This window comes from Lysobacter sp., from assembly GCA_013141175.1.
GTDB lineage: Bacteria > Pseudomonadota > Gammaproteobacteria > Xanthomonadales > Xanthomonadaceae > Lysobacter_I.
Map to the genome: position 1 here is coordinate 926,229 of JABFRN010000001.1, position 20,508 is coordinate 946,736.

The following is a 20,508-nucleotide window of genomic DNA, read 5'->3' on the forward strand; positions in this document are numbered from 1 at the left end:
CATTTTAGCGGCACCGGCTGCTACGATGCCGGCCGGCTTTCCATCCATTCCCGCCATCGGCCTCGCATGTCCGTCGCTCCGCCTTCCGCCACGCCTGCGCCATGGCCACGACTGCTGGTCGCCGCTGGCGTGCTGGCGACGTTCGCGGGCCTGATCGCCCATGAGACATGGCGCGCGCTGCCGATCGAACGCTTCGCGCTCTCGCTCGCATTGGCGTTGATCGCATGGATGCTGGCGTGGCCACTGAAGCGATGGCTTCGCGTCTCGTGGGCGACGGCGCTTGTCGCTGTCTGGTGTGCCGCCCTCGCGCTCTATGCCGGCCCACTGCAGGTGCTTGCGACCGCTGTGCTCGGCCTCGGCGCACTGTCGATCGGGCTGCGGCTGACGCCCGATGCGCTGCCTGCACGCATGGCCGTGGCCGCCACGGTCGGGCTGATGGTCGTCGCCGGGCTGGCCGGCTGGGTGATCACGCTGCCGATCCACAGCGTGTGGCTGTGGTCGCTTGTACTGCTGATGTCGATCGCATGGCAGCGGCATGCGCTGCTGCACGCCACGCGAATCACGACGACTGGCTGGAATCAGGCGGTCGCAACGTCGCCCCGCGCGGCGGCGCTGTGCGTGATGCTGTTCGGCCTGACCTCGACCGCCTGCTGGTTGCCCGCGCTGCAGATGGACGATCTGACCTATCACCTCGGCCTGCCCACGCAGCTGATGCAGCACGCGCGTTACGCGCCGGCAGCGGAGTACCAGGTGTGGTCGTTCGCGCCGTGGGCCGGCGATGTGTTGCACGGCATCGCATCGGTGCTGTCGCGCCGTGAAGCGCATGGCGCAGTGAACGCACTGTGGCTGGCCATGGCTGCAGGCGCGGCATGGTCGATCGCATCGAGCCTGCGCGCGAGCACGAGCGAACGCTGGGCATCGCTTGCGCTGTTCGCGAGCCTGCCGCCGTTGGCGTGGATCGCTGCGGGCATGCAGACCGAGCTCGCCGCCACCGCCGTCACGCTGGCGCTGGTGGCGGTGATCGTGGCCGACACGCCCGGACGGCTGTGGGCGGGCGCTGTGCTGTTCGCCGGGCTGTTCGCGCTGAAACCCGTCCACGGGATGGCCGCGCTGCCGCTGTTGCTGTACGCCGGCTGGACACGCTGGCCACTGTGGCCATGGCGTCGACTGGCGACTGCATCGCTTCTGTTCGCAGCGCTGGCGCTGTCGAGCTACGCGCAATCGTGGCTGGCGACCGGCAATCCGGTGTTGCCGGTCTTCAATTCGGTCTTCCAGTCGCCCTATTTTCCGTCGGAGCAGTTCAACGATCCGCGTTGGCATGCCGGCTTCAGGCCCGATCTGCCGTGGCGGATCACCTTCGATACCGCGCGTTACGTCGAGGGCTGGGACGGCGGATTCGGCTTCGTGTTGACCGCACTTTCGGGGCTGTGGCTGCTGCAGCTGTTTCGCCCCGGAAAACGCATATTGATGCTCGCCGTCACCGCAACCGTGCTGTTGCCGCTGATGCCGATGCAGTACGCGCGCTATGCATTTCCAGGCGTTGCGCTGCTGGCGGTGCTGCTGCCGATCGGCGGCGAGATAGCACTCGGCCGCCGAATGTTGTCCTGGCTCGTCGTTGGCGTGTGCGTGCTCAACCTCGCGTATCAGGCCAACGCCAGTTGGCTGCATCACTCGGCCGCACTGAAACGCACCATCCGCAGTCCCTTCGACGACACCGCGACACTGCAGGCGTATCTGCCCGAGCGTGTGCTGCTGCGCCGACTGCCCCGGGACGACACCGGTCTGGTGCTCGCCACCGATCCCGCGCGCGGTTTCATCGCCGAACTCGGCGGACGCGGACGCGCGCTGTCGTCGCATGATCCTTCGCTGGCGGCAGCGGCGCTGCGCGCGAATGGCGACCTTTCCGGCGCCGCCTGGACCGGGCTGTTTGCGCGGGAACGTATCCGCTGGGTGCTGTTGAATACGGATACCGCGACTCCAGCATTGCGCGCTGGGCTTGCGCGCGCTGGCGCGAAACGCGATGCGACGCTCGAATCCTTCGAGCTGTGGCGTCGACCGGCGGCAACGGGCGAAGTCTCGCCATGAGCCTGCATCGGCAAGGCCGGCATTACCTGCTGATCGGCGGCGTGCAGTGGCTGCTCGACTGGGGCGTGATGGTGATGCTGAGCCATCTCGGCATGGCGGTCGAAGCGGCGAACATCTGCGGGCGCATCAGCGGCGCGGTGTTGGGATTCTGGCTCAACGGCAAATTCACCTTCGCCGGCGACGATACCCGGATCGGCGGTACGCAGCTGCGCCGGTTCGTCCTGATGTGGCTCTGCACCACCGCCGCCAGCACCTGGGCGATGGGCCAGATCGACGATGTCTTCGGCCTGCAGTGGGCGTGGCTGGCGAAGCCCGCCGTGGAAATGGTGCTCGGCGTGTTCGGCTTCGTGCTGTCGCGGCATTGGGTCTACAAGGCCTGAAGGCATTTGCAGGAGCGACGGAAGTCGCGACCGGCAGCGGAAACGCTTCGGAAAGCGGTCGCGACTTCCGTCGCTCCTACAGAAGCACGAACGAAAACGCCGGCTTGCGCCGGCGTTTCGGTATCGCGGATGCGTCGAATCAGTGCTTGAGATTCTTGCGCAGGCGCTCCAGCGCGCTCAGCTGGGCGAGACTCATCGCCAGCTGGGTCTGCGCTTCTTCGGCGCTCATCTTCGGATCCTTGTGCTGCAGCGCGCGTTGCGCTTCTTCCATCGCCGCGCGGACTGCCGCTTCGTCGATGTCCTGCGCACGTACCACGGTGTCGGCCAGCACGGTCACGACCTGCGGCTGCACTTCGAGGATGCCACCGGAGATCGCGAAGTCCAGCACTTCGCCGTTCGCCTGGGTAACGACGACCTTGCCCGGCTTCAACCGGGTGATCAGCGGGGCGTGGCGCGGCGCGATGCCGAGTTCGCCCTGCTCGCCGGTGGCGACGACGAGCGTGGCCTCGCCGTGGAAGATCTCGGCTTCGGCGCTGACGATGTCGCAACGGATGGTGGCCATGAGTAAATGCCTTTCTTCTTTGTCCCCCTCTCCCGCATGCGGGAGAGGGCTGGGGTGAGGGTGCGGGCGCGGCGCCCCCACCCTAACCCTCCCCCGCACGCGGGGGAGGGGACACGATTACGCGGCCAATTTCTTGGCTTTTTCCACGGCTTCTTCGATGCCGCCGACCATGTAGAAGGCCTGTTCCGGCATGTGGTCGCATTCGCCGTCGCAGATCATCTTGAAGCCGCGGATGGTGTCCTTCAGCGACACGTACTTGCCCTTGGAACCGGTGAACACTTCGGCCACCGTGAACGGCTGCGAGAAGAAGCGTTCGATCTTGCGCGCGCGGGCCACGGCCAGTTTGTCGTCTTCCGACAGTTCGTCCATGCCCAGGATCGCGATGATGTCCTTCAGTTCCTTGTACTTCTGCAGCGTGGACTGCACGCGGCGCGCGGTGTCGTAGTGCTCGTTGCCGATCACGTTCGGGTCGAGCTGGCGCGAGGTGGAGTCGAGCGGATCCACGGCCGGATAGATACCCAGCGACGCGATGTTGCGGCTCAGCACGACGGTCGCGTCCAAGTGGGCGAACGTGGTGGCCGGCGACGGGTCGGTCAGGTCGTCCGCAGGCACGTACACGGCCTGGATCGAGGTGATCGAACCGGACTTGGTCGAAGTGATGCGCTCCTGCAGCACGCCCATTTCCTCGGCCAGCGTGGGCTGGTAACCCACGGCCGACGGCATGCGGCCGAGCAGCGCCGACACTTCGGTACCGGCCAGCGTGTAGCGGTAGATGTTGTCGACGAACAGCAGCACGTCGCGGCCTTCGTCGCGGAAGTACTCGGCCATGGTCAGACCGGTCAGCGCGACGCGCAGACGGTTGCCCGGCGGCTCGTTCATCTGGCCGTAGACCATCGCCACTTTCGACTTGGCATGCTCTTCGACGTTGACGACGCCCGACTCCTGCATCTCATGATAGAAGTCGTTGCCTTCGCGGGTGCGCTCACCGACGCCGGCGAACACCGACAGACCCGAATGCTCGGTCGCGATGTTGTTGATCAATTCCATCATGTTCACGGTCTTGCCCACGCCGGCTCCGCCGAACAGGCCGACCTTGCCGCCCTTCGCGAACGGACACATCAGGTCGATCACCTTGATGCCGGTTTCCAGCAGTTCGGTGGTCGAAGCCTGGTCTTCGTACGAAGGCGCTGCGCGGTGGATTTCCCACGTGGTGTCGCACTTCACCGGACCGGCTTCGTCGATCGGACGACCCAGCACGTCCATGATCCGGCCCAGCGTGCCGATGCCGACCGGCACCGAGATGCCGCGGCCGGTGTTGTCGGCGATCAGGTTGCGCTTCAGGCCGTCGGTGGAACCGAGGGCGATCGTGCGCACCACGCCGTCACCGAGCTGCTGCTGCACTTCCAGCGTGATTTCGGTGTTCTGCACCTTCAGCGCGTCGTACACCTTCGGCACGCTCTCGCGCGGGAATTCGACGTCGACGACGGCGCCGATGATCTGAACGATCTTGCCCTGGTTGCTCATCACTGTGTCCTCTGGAACTTCGATTGCTGTTTTTGTAGGAGCGACGGAAGTCGCGACCGGTTCGCGGAGTGCGTCGCGACTTCCGTCGCTCCTACAGGAATATGGGTCAGACCGCCGCGGCGCCGCCGACGATTTCGGAAATTTCCTGGGTGATCGCCGCCTGACGCGCCTTGTTGTAGATCAGGTTCAGGCTGTCGATCATCTTGGTCGCGTTGTCGCTGGCGGCCTTCATCGCCACCATGCGCGCCGCGTGTTCGGACGCCACGTTCTCCATCACCGCCTGGTACACCAGCGACTCGATGTAGCGCGTGAGCACGTGCTCCAGCACGGCCTGCGCATCGGGTTCGTAGATGTAGTCCCAGTCGTGATGGGCGACGGCGGTGTCGGACGGCGGCAGCGGCAGCAGCTGATCGAACGCCGCGCGCTGGGTCATGGTGTTGACGAAGTCGTTGTAGACCATGAACACGCGGTCGACCTTGCCGCTGCTGTACGCATCCAGCATCACCTTGATCACGCCGACCAGCTGGTCCACGTGCGGGGTGTCGCCCAGATGCGTCACCGAGGCGAGCATGTCGACCTTGATGCGACGGAAGAACACCGTGGCCTTCTGGCCGATGGTGACCACGTCGACTTCGACGCCCTGCTGCTGCCAGTTGCGGATTTCGCCGAGCAACTTGCGGAACAGGTTGTTGTTGAGGCCGCCGGCGAGACCGCGGTCGGAGGACACGATGACGTAACCGACGCGCTTGATGTCCTTGCGCTCCACCAGATACGGATGGTGGAACTCGGAGTTCGCCTGCGCGAGGTGGCCGATGACCTGTTTCATGGCGCGCGCGTACGGGCGCGAGGCCTTCATGCGGTCCTGCGCCTTGCGGATCTTGGAAGCCGAGACCATTTCCAGTGCGCGCGTCACCTTGCGGGTGTTCTGCACCGACTTGATCTTGGTTTTGATTTCTCTGCCGCCTGCCATCTCTTTCTTCCCGTAGGGTGGGCCCTGGCCCACCATCGTGACTTCGCCGTTTCGACCTCTCGGTCCGCCGCAGCGGTGGGCCAGGGGCCCACCCTACGAACGCTTACCAGGAACCGGTCTTCACGAACTCTTCGATGCCGGCCTTGAACGCCGCTTCGAGTTCGTCGTTCCAGTCGCCCGCTTCGTTGATCTTGGCCAGCACATCGCCCTTGGTGTTGAGGAAATGGGCGTGCAGGGCGTCCTCGAACGCGCCGATCTTGTTCACCGGCACTTCGTCCATGTAGCCCTTGTCCACGGCGTAGATCGACAGCGACTGCTCGGCGACCGACATCGGGGCGTACTGCTTCTGCTTCATCAGCTCGGTGACGCGCTGACCGCGTTCCAGCTGCTTGCGGGTGGCTTCGTCGAGGTCCGAGGCGAACTGCGCGAACGCAGCCAACTCGCGGTACTGGGCGAGCGCGATACGGATGCCGCCCGACAGCTTCTTCATGATCTTGGTCTGCGCAGCGCCACCGACGCGCGAGACCGAGATGCCGGCGTTCACGGCCGGACGGATACCGGCGTTGAACAGATCGGTTTCGAGGAAGATCTGGCCGTCGGTGATCGAGATCACGTTGGTCGGCACGAACGCAGACACGTCGCCGGCCTGGGTTTCGATGATCGGCAGCGCGGTCAGCGAACCGGTCTTGCCCTTCACCGCGCCATTGGTGAACTTCTCGACGTAGTCCTCGGACACGCGCGCGGCGCGTTCGAGCAGGCGGCTGTGCAGATAGAACACGTCGCCGGGATACGCTTCGCGGCCCGGCGGGCGGCGCAGCAAGAGCGAGATCTGGCGGTAGGCCACGGCCTGCTTGGACAGATCGTCGTAGATGATCAGCGCGTCTTCGCCGCGATCGCGGAAGTATTCGCCCATGGTGCAGCCGGAGTAGGCGGCGATGTACTGCATCGCGGCCGATTCGGACGCGGAAGCGGCGACGACCGTGGTGTAGGCCATCGCGCCGTTGGATTCGAGCTTGCGCACGATGTTGGAGATGGTCGAGTTCTTCTGGCCGATCGCCACGTAGATGCATTTGATGCCGGAATGCTTCTGGTTGATGATCGCGTCGATCGCGAGCGCGGTCTTGCCGGTCTGGCGGTCGCCGATGATCAGTTCGCGCTGGCCGCGGCCGATCGGGATCATCGCGTCGACCGACTTGTAGCCGGTCTGCACCGGCTGCGACACCGACTTGCGCCAGATGACGCCCGGGGCGATGGCTTCCACCGGCGAGGAGGTCTTGGCTTCGATCGGGCCCTTGCCGTCGATGGCTTCGCCCAGCGCGTTGACGACGCGACCCAGCAATTCCGGGCCGGTCGGCACTTCGAGGATGCGGCCGGTGGTCTTGGCGGTATCGCCTTCGCGCAGGGTCTTGTAGTCGCCGAGGACCACGGCGCCGACCGAGTCGCGCTCGAGGTTCAGCGCCAGCGCGGTCGTATTGTTGGGCAGTTCGATCATTTCGCCCTGCATGACGTCGGCCAGGCCGTGGATGCGCACGATGCCGTCGGACACCGAGGTGACGGTACCTTCGTTGCGCGATTCAGCGGAGAGCTTGACCTTCTCGATGCGGGTCTTGATCAGTTCGCTGATTTCGGACGGGTTGAGCTGGGTGGTAGCCATGGTGGTTCCCTTGTGCCGGCGTGACCGCCAGCGTGAAATGAATGCGTGTGGTTAGGCAGGCACGTCAGTTGGCGAGCGCGGACTGCAGACGCGAAAGCTTGCTCTTCAGCGAACCGTCGATGACCACGTCGCCGGCGTCGATCACCGCGCCGCCGATCAGGCTCTCGTCGACCGCCGTCGTGAGTTCGACATCGCGGCCGAAGCGACGCTTCAGCGCGATCCTGATGCTCTCGAGTTCGGCGGCCGGCAGCGTGGTCGCGGACGTGATCCGGGCCTTGACGATGCGTTCGGCGTCGGCGCGCAGCTCTTCGAACAGTCCGGCGATCTCCGGCAGCAGCGGCAGGCGACGGTTGTCAGCCAGCAGCGCGAGGAAATTGCCGAACAGATCGTTGCCGAACAGATCCGGCGCGGCCGTGTTGCCTGCGACCGGCGGCGACAGCAGCGCGACCGCGTCGCCGCGACCGAGCTGCGGATGGCCGAGCAGCGACTGCACGCGCGGATCGGCGGCGACGCGCGCGGCGAAACCGAGCGCATCGGACCACTGCGACGCGGCGCCGTTGTCGCGCGCGATCGCATAAGCGGCGCGGGCGTAAGGGCGTGCGAGGGTAAGAGCCTGGCTCATCGGTCGATTCGTCCGGTCAGAGCTGGGCGGCGAGTTCGTCGATCAGCGCCTTGTGGGCGTTGGCATCGATTTCGCGCTTCAGCAGCTTTTCGGCACCGCTCACGGCCAGCGCGGACACCTGCTTGCGCAGATCTTCCTTGGCGCGATTGGCGGCGGCGGCGATGTCGGCCTCGGCCAGCGCTTTCTGCCGGTTGGCTTCGGCGACGGCGTCGTTCTTGGCCTGATCGACGATCTGGTTCGCGCGCTGGTGGGCCTGATCGATGATCTCGTTGGCCTTGGTGCGGGCGAGCTTCAGCTCTTCGTTGACCTTTTCCTCGGCCTGGGCGAGGTTTTTCTGCGCGTTGTCGGCTGCGGCGAGGCCTTCAGCGATCTTCTGCTGACGCTCTTCGATCGCCTTCATCAACGGCGGCCAGATGAACTTGACGGTGAACCAGATGAGGATCGCGAACGAGATCATCTGGCCCAGCAAGGTGATATTCGGATTCATGACGTGCCCTGAGGAAGCGTGTCCTGCGAATCGGCGCAAGCCTCGGCGTCGAGCCGGGGCATGCGCGAACGATGGTGCGGGCCGCTCTTGCGGGCCGCACCCATGCCGATCAGCCGGCGACCTGCTGCAGCGCGGCGAGCAGCGGGTTCGCGAACGCGAACATCATGGCCACGCCGACGCCGATCAGGAACGCCGCGTCGATCAGGCCGGCGAGCAGGAACATGCGGCCGGACAGCATCGGCACGAGCTCCGGCTGACGGGCGGCGGATTCGAGGAACTTCGAACCCATGATGCCGATGCCGAGCGCGGCGCCGAGCGCGCCGAGACCGACGATGAGGCCGATGGCGATGGCGGTGAAGCCCTGGACGTTGGCGATGAATTCCATGATGAACTCCGGATTGCTGGATGAAAGGATGAGTCGGAAAGGATGAAACGGAAACTCAGTGGTGCTCGTGCGCCATCGCCAGATAGACGACGGTGAGCACCATGAAGATGAAGGCCTGCAGCAGGATGATCAGGATGTGGAAGATCGCCCAGCCGGCGTGGACGAACACGCCCGGCACGAAGGTGGCCCACGACGCGAACAGACCTGCGATCAGCATGAACAGCAGCTCGCCCGCGTACATGTTGCCGAACAGTCGCATGCCGAGGCTGACCGGCTTGGACAGGTACTCGACGAGATTGAGGAAGAGATTGAACGGGGCCAGGATGATGGCCATCACACCGTGGCCGTGGAACGGCGCGGTGAACAGTTCCTTGGTGAAACCCCAGCCGCCCTTCGCCTTGATCGAGTAGTAGATGATCATCAGGAACACGGTGATCGACATGCCGAAGGTGGTGTTGACGTCGGCGGTCGGGACCACGCGGAGGAAGGTGTGGTGGGCGGTTTCCTCGCCGGCGACCTTGGCGATGATCCAGCCCGGCAGGTCCAGCGGCAGCAGGTCCATCGTGTTCATGAACACGACCCAGACGAAGATGGTCAGCGCCAGCGGCGCAATGAAACGGCGGTCGCCGTGGAACGCATCCTTGACCTGGCCGTCGACGAATTCGACCAGCAGCTCGACGAAAGCCTGGCCCTTGGACGGGACGCCGGAAGTGGCCTTGCGCGCCTGCGACCACAGCAGGGCGCAGGCGAGCAGGCCGAGCGCCAGCGAAATCACCCAGGAATCGAGATGGAAGCCGTAACCGGCCACATCGATCTTGTTATGACTCAAGTGATGGACGATGTATTCAGTCAGTCCGCCACTGCTTTTTTCGGCACTCACGCTGTCGCCCTCAAATCCACGGTTCCGTCGCGAGGATGTTCGCGACGATCAATCCAACGACCCGGTCGACCCGGACACGCCTACCCTCGGCGCAGTCCATCTCTCGCGGTGAACAACAACGCCGCCGCGGCCATGGCCGCTCCGGCGAGCACCGGCGGCGCCGGCAGTTTCCAGACGGCGATCGCGAGCAACAGCCCCGCGATCACCACGATCCATTTCGCCGCCAACCCCAGCAGCAGTCGGCCGAACGCGGCTTCCGCGCCGACCACGCCCCCCGAGAACGCACCCCAGGCGGCCAGACCGCTGCCCAGGGTCATCGCGGCGCCTCCGACCAGCCCACCGAGCGCGGCTTGCGCTCCGAACGACAGGCAGAGCAGTGCGGCGAGCAGCGTGGCGACGGCCTGCATCAGCACCGTACGTCGCGCCAGCCGACGGCCCGCAGCGACAGAATTCAGCACGCGGCATCCGGAGGTAGTGGCAGAAGCGTCGGGGCGGCCGGTCCCAAGACATGCTTGTGATCGAAAACCGCCCCGCGAAGCCGCAAAAGTATAGCAGTCCGCAGTTTTCCGGAGCAACCTCGACGATGGTCGGCCCTTGGCCTTGGCTGTTGGGGCCAACCAATTGTTTTTCAAGTCTTTTCCCGCCTGAAAACGCGCTTTCCGCGGCAAAGAAGTGGTTGTCCGGTGCATTGCGGGGCGATGCTGCCGGCAACGCCCGCAGGAACTTCCGTCGCCGGCTGCAGTCTGTCATCCCGTCCTGCACGACTCTCCTTCGTCGACCCTCGGCGGCTGTAGTGCAGGCAACCGGAGCCCCGGCCCCAAGCCGGGGCTTCGTCTTGTCCGTGCGACAGGGTCAGCCCGCCAGCGCCCACTCCGCAGCGGCTTGGGCATGGATACGGGTGGTATCGAACAACGGCACATCCGCATCCCCCGCGCCCACCAACAACCCGATCTCGGTGCAGCCGAGGATCACGCCCTGCGCGCCGCGCGCGACCAGATCCGACATGATCGCGCGGTATTCGTGGCGAGACGCATCGAGCGTGCGACCGAGACACAATTCGTCGTAGATCACCCGATGCACGCGCTCGCGCTGCTCGGGATCGGGCGTCAGCACCGCGATCCCGGCGGCTTCGATACGTTCGCGGTAGAAACCCTGTTCCATCGTGAAGCGGGTGCCGAGCAAGGCCACGCACGCGAGCCCTGCGGCATGGATTCGCTTTGCCGTGGCATCGGCAATGTGCAACAGAGGAATGTCGACCGCAGCCTCGATGGCAGGCGCGACGAGATGCATGGTGTTGGTGCAGACCACGATCGCCTCGGCGCCCGCCATGCGCAGCCCAAGCGCGGCCCCGGCCAACAACGTCCCGGCGGCGTGCCAATCGCCGGCATGCTGCAGCGCTTCGATTTCGGCGAAGTCGACGCTGTGCAACACCAGCTTCGCCGAGTGCAGGCCGCCGAGCTCGTCGCGCACGCGCTCGTTGATGATGCGGTAGTAGGGAATGGTCGATTCCCAACTCATGCCGCCGATCAGGCCCAGCGTGCGCATCACTTCTCCTTCGGAATGTACGACTCCGCCTACTTGGCCTTCTTGGGCAGGTAAAGATCGGTAATCGTGCCTTCGAACACTTCCGCCGCCATGCCCACCGATTCGCTGAGCGTGGGATGCGGATGGATGGTGTGGCCGATATCGGCGACTTCGCAGCCCATTTCGATCGCGAGGCCGACTTCGGCGATCAGATCGCCCGCATGCACGCCGACGATGCCGGCGCCGACGATGCGATGGCTCGCCTCGTCGAAGATCAGCTTCGTGAAGCCTTCGGTACGGCCGATGCCGATGGCGCGGCCCGACGCGGCCCATGGGAATTTGCCGACACCGATCTTCAATCCCTTGGCTTTCGCTTCGGTTTCGGTAATGCCGACCCAGGCGATTTCCGGATCGGTATAGGCCACCGAGGGAATCACCCGCGCCACCCACTCTTTCTTTTCGCCGGCCGCGACTTCCGCTGCGAGCTTGCCTTCGTGCGTGGCTTTGTGCGCGAGCATCGGCTGGCCGATGATGTCGCCGATCGCGAAGATGTGCGGCACGTTGGTGCGCATCTGCCGGTCGACGTTGATGAAGCCGCGCTCGGTCACCGCGACGCCCGCCTTGCCGGCGTCGAGCTTGTTGCCGTTCGGTACGCGACCGACAGCGACGAGTACGCGATCGTAGGTATCGCTCGCCGGAAGACTGGCGCCATCGAAGCCGCAGACGATGCCGGCCTTGGTCGCCTTGGCCTCGGTCACTTTCGTTTTCAGATGGATCGCGACGCCCTGCTTCTTCAGGCGATCGGCGAGCGGCTTGATCAGGTCGGTGTCGGCGCCGGGCATGATCTGGTCCATGAATTCGACCACGGTCACGGCGCTGCCGAGCGCACGATAGACCGTCGCCATTTCCAGTCCGATGATGCCGCCGCCGACGACCAGCAGCGTCTTCGGAATGTCTTTCAATTCGAGCGCGTCGGTCGAATCCATCACCCGCGGGTCGCCCCACGGGAACGCGGGCAATTTCACCGGCTGCGAACCGGCGGCGATGATGCACTGCTCGAAGCGGATCAACTGCGTGCCTGCGTCGCCCTGCACTTCGATCTCGTTCGGCGATACGAACCGCCCCGTGCCCTGCACCACCCGCACCTTGCGCTGCTTGGACATGCCGGCGAGCCCCTTGGTGAGCTGGCCGACGACTTTTTCCTTGTAGCCGCGCAGCGCATCGAGGCCGATCTTCGGCGCGCCGAAGTCGATCCCGTAATCCTTCGCGTGCGCGGCTTCGTCGATCACGTTGGCCGCATGCAGCAGCGCCTTCGACGGAATGCAGCCCACGTTGAGGCAGACGCCGCCGAGCGCGGCGTAGCGTTCGACCAGCACGGTGTCGAGGCCGAGATCGGCGCTGCGGAACGCAGCGGTGTAGCCGCCGGGGCCGGCGCCGAGCACGAGCATGCGGCATTCGATGTCGGCTTTTTCGCTCCCTCTCCCGCCCGCGGGAGAGGGTTGGGGTGAGGGGCTTTTGGCCGAAGCGCCCTCACCCGCCGCGCTGTGCGCGACGACCTCTCCCGCAAGCGGGAGAGGCGATACGGCGGCGGTTTCGACGATGGCGATCACGCTGCCCTCGGACACGCCATCGCCCAGTTTCACCTTGATTTCTTTCACCACGCCCGCTGCGGACGACGGCACTTCCATCGTCGCCTTGTCGGATTCCAGCGTGACCAGGCCCTGGTCCTTCACCACGGTATCGCCGACGGCGACCAGGATCTCGATCACCGGGATCTTGTCGAAGTCGCCGATGTCGGGGACTTTCACTTCAATGCTGTTCGTCATCGAAAAGTTTTCCGTAGGGTGGGCCCTGGCCCACCATTTGAGTGAGCCCTTGGCTCACCCTGTGAGTGAGCCTTTGGCCCACGGATCTTGTTCGGATCAAAGGACGGTGGGCCAGGGGCCCACCCTACAGCAGCACGCGGCGCATATCGGCCAACACCTGACCGAGATATGCGGTGAAGCGCGCAGCGGAGGCGCCGTCGATCACGCGATGATCGTAGGACAGCGACAGCGGCAGGATCAGGCGCGGCGCGAACTGCTTGCCGTCCCACACCGGTTTGATCGCCGATTTCGACACGCCGAGGATCGCGACTTCCGGCGCATTCACGATCGGCGTGAAGCCGGTACCGCCGATGCCGCCGAGCGAGCTGATCGAGAAGCAGCCGCCGCTCATCTCCGCCGGCCCGAGTTTGCCGTCGCGGGCCTTCTTCGCGAGCTCGCCGGTTTCCTGCGCGATCTGGATCACGCCCTTCCTGTCGACGTCGCGCACCACCGGCACCACGAGGCCGTTCGGCGTGTCGGCGGCGAAGCCGATGTGGAAATATTTCTTCAGCACCAGCGTGCCGCCATCGGCGTCGAGCGATGCGTTGAAGTCGGGATACTTCTGCATCGCCGAGACGACCGCTTTCATCAGGAACGCGAGCATCGTCAACTTGATGCCCGCCTTTTCGTTCTCTTTGTTCAGGGCGACGCGCAGGTCTTCCAGATCGGTGATGTCGGCATCGTCGTGCTGGGTGACGTGCGGGATCATCGCCCAGTTGCGGGCGAGGTTGGCGCCGGAGATTTTCTTGATCCGCGACAGCTCGCGGGTTTCGATCTCGCCGAATTTCGCGAAGTCGACTTTCGGCCAGGGAAGCAGGTTCAATCCTCCGCCCATCGCCGCTGAAGCCCCGCCCGAAACAGCGCCGCCCTGCAGCGCGGATTTGACGAACTGCTGCACGTCTTCCCTGCTGATGCGGCCGGCGCGGGCGCTGCCGGCGACGCGGGCCAGATCGACGCCGAGCTCGCGCGCGAACAGGCGAACGGCGGGACTGGCGTACGGCACTTTGTCGGGCAGAACGGCATCGGCCTCGAAGCGCACCGGCGGCAGGCCCGCGCCCATCGGGGCGCTCGGGGCGGCTGCAGCAGCAGGTGCGGGGGCAGGCGGCGCTGCGGCAGGCGGTGCGGCGGCGGCAGGAGACGGCGCAGCAGGTGCCGGTGCGGGTGTCGCTGCGACGGGAGCTGCAGCATCGGCAGCTTCGATGATCGCGACCACGCTGCCTTCGGACACGTTGTCGCCGAGTTTGACCTTGAGTTCGCGGACCGTGCCGGCGAACGGCGCGGGCACTTCCATCGTCGCCTTGTCCGACTCCAGCGTCACCAGCCCCTGATCCTTGGCGACGGTGTCGCCCACGGCGACCAGAATCTCGATCACCGGGATACCGGTGAAATCGCCGATGTCGGGAACGAGGGCTTCCTTCATATCTGTCATGTGCGGGCCTTGGTGGTCGCGCCTGCGCCGGGCGGCGGAGGCATCGGGCTATTGTGGCCGGGGATGGCCCGCGCGCCAACCACGCAAGTACGCGCTGACGCGTCTCCCGGCTGCGGGTGGTGGGGAAAACGTATTCAAGCGCGCGGCACCCGCGCCATACGCCTGCGGACGGCGATGCTGGCGCACCGAATCGCTTCGGCACGGCAGCCTGTCCGGGAACAACGACGAAGCCCGGCATCTGGCCGGGCTTCGCGACTGTTCTCTCATGGGCGGGGCCGGGTCGGCCTCGCAGGGTTCGCTTGGCAGGGTTTGCTCAGCAGGGCTTGCTTGGCAGGATCAGCGCTCGTCGCCCACCACGCGCAGGCCGAAGACCATCGATGCGAAACCGACGTTCTGTGCCGAACCCGATACGTTGAGGCGGATCGTCGTCGGCTGTTTGAAGAATTCCTTGGCCTGCGCATTGGTCAAGCCGTAGCTTTCGATCAACGCCCGCTTCGACACGAAGCCCGCCATGCACACGGCGGAGTCGCGGGTGCGCTCGGTGAAGTTGGTACCCGGGTTCAACGGCACCACGAAGCTCTCGCTCGCGGTCATGCTGGTCAGGAACTGGCCGCCGAATGGTGCGCCGGTGGTCGGGTCGATCAGCGCCGGATCGTCGAGCACCGGGTTCTCGATGGTCAGCGTCGGGGTGTAACGCAGGCGGCCGTAGGTGGGCGTGGCGCCGAAGTTGGCGTAGTTGACGTTCAACACCGGCGAGAACCAATAGCACAGCAGCGAATTCGCGGACTTGCCGGGCAGGGTGATGTGCGCGGCGTCCTCGAAATTGAAGCTGGTGAAGGCCGGCGCAGGCGCCAGCACCTGGCACAGTTCGTCCGGATTGGTCGGATCGGTGGGGCAGGTGTCGCTGAGATTGATGAACGCGCTGGCCAGACCCAGCCAGATCACGTTGCGCTTGAAGGAGTCGACGTCGTAGACGTCCTCTTCGCTCGGCGCTGCAGCCGCCTTGGCGACGCCCGCGCTGGGGGTCGTCGCCATGGATTTCCGCTGCGCGGCGGCCTGCCTGGATTGGGCGGCGGGCAGATCCGGCGACACCGCTTCGATGATGTCGTGCTTCGATGTGCCGCCTTTCTGGGCGAAGACCGCGACCGAGGCCAGTGCGGCGGCGGCGAGACTCAATGCGAGGACGTGCTTGCGATGCATGGCGTTGCGCTCCGGGAGGTTGGCGGGTACCCGATCACAACGCGGTCGGCCGCATGGACAGGACAGCCCCGGCCGCGTCGGCGACCGGGGGCGTCGCTGCGGCGACGGATCAATCGCCGACGATACGCAGGCCGAAGACCATCGAAGCGTTGCCGACGTACTGGGTGCTGCCGCTGATGTTCATGCGCACCGTGGTCGGGCTGGCGAAGAAGTCGTCCGCCTGGGACGGAGTCAGGCCGTAGTTCAGGATCAGCGATTTGTGGCTGATGAAACCGGCCATGCAGACGGTGGAATCGCGGGTCCGTTCGTTGAGGGTGACGCCGGGCTCGAGCGACTCCTCGAAACGTTCCGAAGACGTCATCGATGTCAGCAGCTGGCCGCCGAACGGCGCACCGGTCGTCGGATCGATCAGCGATGGATCGGACAACACCGGATTTTCGATGGTCAAGGTCGGGGTGTACCGGAAACGGCCGATCACGCGGGCGGCGGTCGGGTTGCTGTAATTCACGGTGAGCACCGGCGAGAACCAGTAGCACAGGATCGAATTCGAAGCGCCCTTCGGCAGCTTGATGCGCGCGGCGTCGTTGAACGTGAACGAGGTGTAGGCGCCCGGGGTCGTGTTCAATTCCTGGCAGTACTCGTCCGGTGTGGTCGGCTTGGGGCAGCCGGACTGCACGTTGATGAAGGCGCTGGTCAATCCCAGCCACTTCACGTAGCGGCCGAAGCTGTCGACGTCATAGACCTCGTCCTCGGTCACCGGATAGATCGGGTCGGCGAGCTTCGCCGTGATCGGTGCGCGCTTGGCGGTCGTCTGTGCGCCGGGCTGGCTCGCGCGCTGGCTCGGCACGCGCTGTTGGGCGGTCACCGGGAGATCGGCGGACACGCCGCGGATCGCGTCGTCGCGCAGGAAGATGCTCTTCTGCGCATAGGCGGCGACCGATGCGAGGGCGGCGACCGCCAGACTCAAACCGAGGATGTGCTTGCGTTGCATGGGGCGGGGCTCCGTGAGGGTGGGGTGACAACCCGAGCAGAACGCAGGACCTGCGCCCCAGAGGACAACGGCAGCGTGGCGGATCAGGGGTGCTCGGCCTCCAGATGGACCCGCTCGCGCCGCAGCAGATACAGGCCGCTGAGCACGATGATGGCCGCGCCGACCCAGGTCATGCCATCGGGCAACACGCCCCAGAGGCTGAAATCCAGCAGCACGCCCCAGAGCAGGGCGCTGTATTCCAGCGGCGCGATCAACGACGCCTCGCCCTGGCGGAACGCCTCGGTGATGGTGTATTGCCCGAGCGCACCGGCGATGCCCACGCCCGCGATCAGCCACAGATCCGCGCTGCGGATCGGCACCCACTGCGGCAATGCCAGCAGACCGGCGCCCAGCGCCATCGATACCAGCAGCCAAACCACGATCGCCTGACTGCTGTCGGTCCGGGCCAGCACCCGCACCGTGATCGCGGAAACCGCATAGCCGAACGCCGCCAGCAGCACCGCCAGCCCGGCCAGACTGCCGATGCCTTCGCCGGTGGGGCGCAGCACCACCATGACGCCGAGGAAACCGACCGCGATCGCGGTCCAGCGTCGCGGGCCGACCCGTTCGCCCAGGATCGGCACCGACAGCGCGGTGATCAGCAACGGCGCGATGAAGAAAATGGTGTAGGCGGTGGACAGCGGCAAGGTGCGCAGGGCGTAGACGAAGGGCGCCATCATCAGGATGCCGAGCACGGCGCGCAGCAGATGCAGCCGCCAACGCACCCGGAACAGACTGCGCGCGCCCACCGTCGCCAATACCCAGGTCAGGACGAACGGCAGCGAGGCACCGCCGCGAAGCGCCGCCACCTGCATCGGCGGATAGTGCCCGGACAGCAATTTCAAGCCGGCATCCATCATTGCGAACAGACCGACCGCAGCAAGCATGAACAGGGCTGCGCGCCAGCGATGCGCGCCAGCGGGCCCGTTGGGATGAGGGGAAGTCATGCCTGCAGGATGAAGGCAGTCGGCATTCAGCGCCAGCATCCCGGTGCGACACGATGTTTCACCGGAGTGACCTGCGGGCGCCGTTTTTCGCGTATCTGATGTCACTTTCCTCCGTCACCACCATTGGGTATCCGCCATGTCGCCGAACGCCAGCCGCACCCTGCGCCTGCTCTGCCTGATGCTCGGCGCGTTGTCCATGACCGCCTGCGATCGTGGCGGCAGCGATGCCCGGACCGCCGCCGCTCCAGCGGAATCCCCGCAGGTCGTCGAAGCCGCGCCCGTAGCGCCGCCTGCCGCGCCCGCCGGAACCGTCGAAACCGCCCCGCCTGCAGCGGCCGTATTCGACCCCGCCAGCGTGCCGGAAAGCACCGCGACCTTGCCGCCGTTCCCGTTCTTCAAGACCCCCGACGGCCTGATCACCACATTCTCGGACAAGGACCGCAACATCAATTTCGATCGCGCGCACATGATCGCCGGCGACAGGATCGTCGCCATCGAAGGCAGGATCGCCCGCGACCAGTTCCCGCTCGCCAATCCGGAACAGCGTCAATACAGTGCGATCGAATTCCATCGCAACTACGAGAACGCGATCCGCGACCTCGGCGGCGTGCGCATCAGCCAGACCCAGTACACCAATCCGGTCGTCGAGGCGTTCGGTGGATACGACAAGGTCCGCAAGCATTTCTACGGCATCTGCCCCGGCGACTACGACTGCGAAAACCATACTTACCTGATCCGCCAGGGCGGCAAGGAATACTGGGTGCAGGTGAGCACCGGCGCTGGCCCACTGCACGGTTACGTCACCGTGCTTGAACGCGAAGGCATGAAACAGTCGCTCGGCTTCCTCGACGCCTCGGCGATGAAAAAGGCGATCGACGCCGATGGCCGGGTCGCGCTGTACATCAATTTCGATGTGGACAAAGCGACCCTGCGCGCCGACGCGCAGCCGGTGGTCGCCGAGATCCAGAAGCTGCTGAGCGGCGACCCGGCATTGAAGCTGTCGATCGAAGGCCACACCGACAACACCGGCACGGCCGCTCACAACCAGGAGCTGTCGACCGCGCGCGCGCGCAGCGTGCTCGGCGCATTGGTCGGCTTGGGCATCGATCCCGCACGGCTTCAATCCAAGGGGTTCGGCCAGGACAAACCGCTGGCCGACAACACCAGCGATGACGGCCGGGCCAAGAACCGCCGCGTGGAGCTGGTGAAGCTGTGATGCGTGACGGATGGGGAACCCTTCGACCAGCGTTGCCGGGGCCCGGCACCCGCTGACAGCGTGCGGCCCGCATCGCTGCGGGATGTCGATTTCGACGTTTTAGTGCAAGCTTGCATCCCTCTGCACGAGGAATCGCCATGTCGCCGAACGCCACCCGCACCCTCCTGCGCCTGCTCTGCCTGTCCTCGCTGGTCGCGCTGTGCCTGGCCGCCTGCGACCGCAGCGGCTCCGCCACCAAAGGCGCGGGATCGGGATCGGCCACCGAAACCCCCGCCCCCGGGCCGGCGGATGTCCCGCCGCCGAAACAACCCGATTTCGATCCCGCCACCGTGCCGGAAAGCACCGCCACGCTGCCGCCTTTCCCGTTCTTCAAGGCACCCGATGGCCAGGTGAGCGTCCTCGGCGAACAGGACCGCAATGTCGGCTTCGATCGCGAACACATGATCGCGGGCAACAAGATCGTCGCGGTCGAAGGCAAGGTCGCGCGCAGCATGTATTCGCTGGACGCCACCGACCTGCGGCGCTACACCGCGATCGCGTTCCAACGCAACTACGAGAATGCGATCCTCGCGCTCGGCGGCGTGAAGGTCAGCAAGACCGCATACACCGATGAGGTCGTCGATGCCTTCGGCGGGCGCGAACTCCTGGACAGGCATTACCACGGCACCTGCGCGGGCATCGACTGCGACAACAACACCTATCTGCTCCGCCAGGGCAACAAGGAATACTGGGTGCAGGTCAGCACCGGCGCGATTCCGCTGCACGGCTACATCGTGGTGCTGCAACGCGAAGGCATGAAGCAATCGGTCGGTTTCCTCGACGCTTCTGCGATGAAAAAAGCCATCGACGCCCACGGGCGGGTCGCGCTGCACATCAACTTCGATGTCGACAAGGCGACCTTGCGCCCGGACGCCCAGCCCCTGCTCGAAGAGATCAACAAACTGCTCAACGCCGATCCGGCGCTGAAGCTGTCGATCGAAGGCCACACCGACAACAACGGCATGGCCGCGCACAACCAGGAGCTGTCGACTGCACGCGCGCGCAGCGTGCTGGGCGCGCTGATCGGTCTCGGCATCGATCCTTCACGCCTGCAGTCCAAGGGCTTCGGGCAGGGCCAGCCGGTGGCCGACAACGGCACCGAAGCCGGCCGCGCCAAGAACCGGCGCGTGGAGTTGGTGAAGCAATGACATCCCGCGCACGACGCAGGCGGCATCGGTTAACCTGCGCACCCCGCCGCCAACCACGCCACTGAACCCTGCCGCCATGCCCTCTTTCGATATCGTCTCCGAAGTCGACCTGCATGAACTGACCAACGCGGTCGATCAGGCCAGTCGCGAACTGACCACACGCTTCGATTTCAAGGGCGTGGATGCGACATTCGCCCTCGAAGACGGCACCGTCGCCCTCACCGCGCCCAGCGAATTCCAGCTGCAGCAGATGCAGGACATCCTGAGGCTGCGGATGATCGCGCGGAAGATCGACGCCCGCTGCCTCGACGCTGGCGACATCGACACCAATCTCGCCGGCGTACGCCAGAAGATCAAGGTGCAACAGGGCATCGAACGCGAACTGGCGAAGAAAATCCAGGCTGCGCTCAAGGATGCGAAGCTGAAGGTCGATACCCAGATCAACGGCGACAAACTTCGCGTCAACGGCAAGAAGCGCGACGATCTGCAGGCCGCCATGGCGCTGCTGCGCGGCATGGAATTCGAACGTCCGCTGCAGTTCGACAATTTCCGCGACTGAGT

General features: G+C 65.4%; 20 protein-coding genes. 5 read left to right on the top strand and 15 right to left on the bottom strand.

Annotation, left to right across the window (positions count from 1 at the left end; genetic code table 11):
* The first annotated feature begins 66 nt into the window (after positions 1–66).
* Positions 67–2,085, top strand: a complete 2,019-nt coding sequence (locus HOP03_04255) for a hypothetical protein (GenBank protein NOT87376.1) — start codon at positions 67–69, stop codon at positions 2,083–2,085.
* Complete coding sequence (locus HOP03_04260; GenBank protein ID NOT87377.1) at positions 2,082–2,465, top strand: GtrA family protein; 384 nt, start codon at positions 2,082–2,084, stop codon at positions 2,463–2,465. Before HOP03_04255 ends, HOP03_04260 begins: the two co-directional genes overlap by 4 nt.
* Positions 2,466–2,604: 139 nt before the next feature.
* Here the strand turns inward: HOP03_04260 and HOP03_04265 are convergent, their stop codons facing one another.
* From HOP03_04265 to HOP03_04335, 15 genes are all read right to left on the bottom strand, one after another.
* Positions 2,605–3,027 (bottom strand): F0F1 ATP synthase subunit epsilon, encoded by a 423-nt coding sequence (locus HOP03_04265; protein ID NOT87378.1) that lies wholly within the window; start codon positions 3,025–3,027, stop codon positions 2,605–2,607.
* Between the two features lie 117 nt (positions 3,028–3,144).
* Positions 3,145–4,551 (bottom strand): F0F1 ATP synthase subunit beta, encoded by a 1,407-nt coding sequence (gene atpD / locus HOP03_04270; protein NOT87379.1) that lies wholly within the window; start codon positions 4,549–4,551, stop codon positions 3,145–3,147.
* Positions 4,552–4,657: 106 nt separating this feature from the next.
* Positions 4,658–5,521 carry a F0F1 ATP synthase subunit gamma gene (gene atpG, locus HOP03_04275; GenBank protein ID NOT87380.1) on the bottom strand — a complete coding sequence of 288 codons (864 nt, stop codon included), beginning with the start codon at positions 5,519–5,521 and terminating at the stop codon, positions 4,658–4,660.
* Positions 5,522–5,624: 103 nt separating this feature from the next.
* Positions 5,625–7,175, bottom strand: a complete 1,551-nt coding sequence (gene atpA / locus HOP03_04280) for a F0F1 ATP synthase subunit alpha (protein NOT87381.1) — start codon at positions 7,173–7,175, stop codon at positions 5,625–5,627.
* Between the two features lie 64 nt (positions 7,176–7,239).
* Entirely contained in the window at positions 7,240–7,797 is a 558-nt protein-coding gene (locus HOP03_04285; GenBank protein ID NOT87382.1) for a F0F1 ATP synthase subunit delta, read from the bottom strand.
* A 16-nt stretch (positions 7,798–7,813) separates the two neighbouring features.
* Complete coding sequence (locus tag HOP03_04290) at positions 7,814–8,284, bottom strand: F0F1 ATP synthase subunit B (GenBank protein ID NOT87383.1); 471 nt, start codon at positions 8,282–8,284, stop codon at positions 7,814–7,816.
* Between the two features lie 109 nt (positions 8,285–8,393).
* Positions 8,394–8,669, bottom strand: a complete 276-nt coding sequence (atpE, locus tag HOP03_04295; GenBank protein ID NOT87384.1) for a F0F1 ATP synthase subunit C — start codon at positions 8,667–8,669, stop codon at positions 8,394–8,396.
* Positions 8,670–8,724: 55 nt separating this feature from the next.
* Positions 8,725–9,549 carry a F0F1 ATP synthase subunit A gene (atpB, locus tag HOP03_04300; protein ID NOT87385.1) on the bottom strand — a complete coding sequence of 275 codons (825 nt, stop codon included), beginning with the start codon at positions 9,547–9,549 and terminating at the stop codon, positions 8,725–8,727.
* 80 nt (positions 9,550–9,629) lie between these two features.
* On the bottom strand, positions 9,630–10,007 hold the full coding sequence (locus tag HOP03_04305; GenBank protein NOT87386.1) for a hypothetical protein: 378 nt from the start codon (positions 10,005–10,007) through the stop codon (positions 9,630–9,632).
* A 394-nt stretch (positions 10,008–10,401) separates the two neighbouring features.
* Positions 10,402–11,094, bottom strand: a complete 693-nt coding sequence (locus tag HOP03_04310; protein NOT87387.1) for an aspartate/glutamate racemase family protein — start codon at positions 11,092–11,094, stop codon at positions 10,402–10,404.
* 29 nt (positions 11,095–11,123) lie between these two features.
* Entirely contained in the window at positions 11,124–12,899 is a 1,776-nt protein-coding gene (lpdA, locus tag HOP03_04315) for a dihydrolipoyl dehydrogenase (protein NOT87388.1), read from the bottom strand.
* 124 nt (positions 12,900–13,023) lie between these two features.
* Positions 13,024–14,367 carry a dihydrolipoyllysine-residue acetyltransferase gene (gene aceF, locus HOP03_04320; GenBank protein ID NOT87389.1) on the bottom strand — a complete coding sequence of 448 codons (1,344 nt, stop codon included), beginning with the start codon at positions 14,365–14,367 and terminating at the stop codon, positions 13,024–13,026.
* A gap of 336 nt (positions 14,368–14,703) precedes the next feature.
* Positions 14,704–15,567, bottom strand: a complete 864-nt coding sequence (locus HOP03_04325; GenBank protein NOT87390.1) for a hypothetical protein — start codon at positions 15,565–15,567, stop codon at positions 14,704–14,706.
* A gap of 109 nt (positions 15,568–15,676) precedes the next feature.
* On the bottom strand, positions 15,677–16,558 hold the full coding sequence (locus tag HOP03_04330; GenBank protein ID NOT87391.1) for a hypothetical protein: 882 nt from the start codon (positions 16,556–16,558) through the stop codon (positions 15,677–15,679).
* 83 nt (positions 16,559–16,641) lie between these two features.
* Positions 16,642–17,484, bottom strand: coding sequence for a DMT family transporter (locus tag HOP03_04335; GenBank protein ID NOT87392.1), 843 nt, complete (start codon positions 17,482–17,484; stop codon positions 16,642–16,644).
* A 196-nt stretch (positions 17,485–17,680) separates the two neighbouring features.
* Between HOP03_04335 and HOP03_04340 the strand changes: the two genes are divergently transcribed.
* The 3 genes from HOP03_04340 to HOP03_04350 all read left to right on the top strand — a co-directional run bounded on the left by HOP03_04340 (position 17,681) and on the right by HOP03_04350 (position 20,506).
* Positions 17,681–18,760, top strand: coding sequence for an OmpA family protein (locus HOP03_04340; protein ID NOT87393.1), 1,080 nt, complete (start codon positions 17,681–17,683; stop codon positions 18,758–18,760).
* Positions 18,761–18,897: 137 nt separating this feature from the next.
* Positions 18,898–19,947, top strand: coding sequence for an OmpA family protein (locus tag HOP03_04345; GenBank protein ID NOT87394.1), 1,050 nt, complete (start codon positions 18,898–18,900; stop codon positions 19,945–19,947).
* Positions 19,948–20,023: 76 nt separating this feature from the next.
* The gene (locus HOP03_04350) at positions 20,024–20,506 is read left to right on the top strand and encodes a YajQ family cyclic di-GMP-binding protein (protein ID NOT87395.1); all 483 of its coding nucleotides are present in this window, start codon (positions 20,024–20,026) and stop codon (positions 20,504–20,506) included.
* Positions 20,507–20,508 lie beyond the last annotated feature (2 nt).

Coding starts and splice junctions, on each gene's coding strand:
- HOP03_04255 (NOT87376.1), top strand. CDS start 67: ATGTCCGTCGCTCCGCCTTCCGCCACGCCTGCGCCATGGCCACGACTG.
- HOP03_04260 (NOT87377.1), top strand. CDS start 2,082: ATGAGCCTGCATCGGCAAGGCCGGCATTACCTGCTGATCGGCGGCGTG.
- HOP03_04265 (NOT87378.1), bottom strand. CDS start 3,027: ATGGCCACCATCCGTTGCGACATCGTCAGCGCCGAAGCCGAGATCTTC.
- atpD (NOT87379.1), bottom strand. CDS start 4,551: ATGAGCAACCAGGGCAAGATCGTTCAGATCATCGGCGCCGTCGTCGAC.
- atpG (NOT87380.1), bottom strand. CDS start 5,521: ATGGCAGGCGGCAGAGAAATCAAAACCAAGATCAAGTCGGTGCAGAAC.
- atpA (NOT87381.1), bottom strand. CDS start 7,175: ATGGCTACCACCCAGCTCAACCCGTCCGAAATCAGCGAACTGATCAAG.
- HOP03_04285 (NOT87382.1), bottom strand. CDS start 7,797: ATGAGCCAGGCTCTTACCCTCGCACGCCCTTACGCCCGCGCCGCTTAT.
- HOP03_04290 (NOT87383.1), bottom strand. CDS start 8,284: ATGAATCCGAATATCACCTTGCTGGGCCAGATGATCTCGTTCGCGATC.
- atpE (NOT87384.1), bottom strand. CDS start 8,669: ATGGAATTCATCGCCAACGTCCAGGGCTTCACCGCCATCGCCATCGGC.
- HOP03_04310 (NOT87387.1), bottom strand. CDS start 11,094: ATGCGCACGCTGGGCCTGATCGGCGGCATGAGTTGGGAATCGACCATT.
- lpdA (NOT87388.1), bottom strand. CDS start 12,899: ATGACGAACAGCATTGAAGTGAAAGTCCCCGACATCGGCGACTTCGAC.
- aceF (NOT87389.1), bottom strand. CDS start 14,367: ATGACAGATATGAAGGAAGCCCTCGTTCCCGACATCGGCGATTTCACC.
- HOP03_04325 (NOT87390.1), bottom strand. CDS start 15,567: ATGCATCGCAAGCACGTCCTCGCATTGAGTCTCGCCGCCGCCGCACTG.
- HOP03_04330 (NOT87391.1), bottom strand. CDS start 16,558: ATGCAACGCAAGCACATCCTCGGTTTGAGTCTGGCGGTCGCCGCCCTC.
- HOP03_04335 (NOT87392.1), bottom strand. CDS start 17,484: ATGCTTGCTGCGGTCGGTCTGTTCGCAATGATGGATGCCGGCTTGAAA.
- HOP03_04340 (NOT87393.1), top strand. CDS start 17,681: ATGTCGCCGAACGCCAGCCGCACCCTGCGCCTGCTCTGCCTGATGCTC.
- HOP03_04345 (NOT87394.1), top strand. CDS start 18,898: ATGTCGCCGAACGCCACCCGCACCCTCCTGCGCCTGCTCTGCCTGTCC.
- HOP03_04350 (NOT87395.1), top strand. CDS start 20,024: ATGCCCTCTTTCGATATCGTCTCCGAAGTCGACCTGCATGAACTGACC.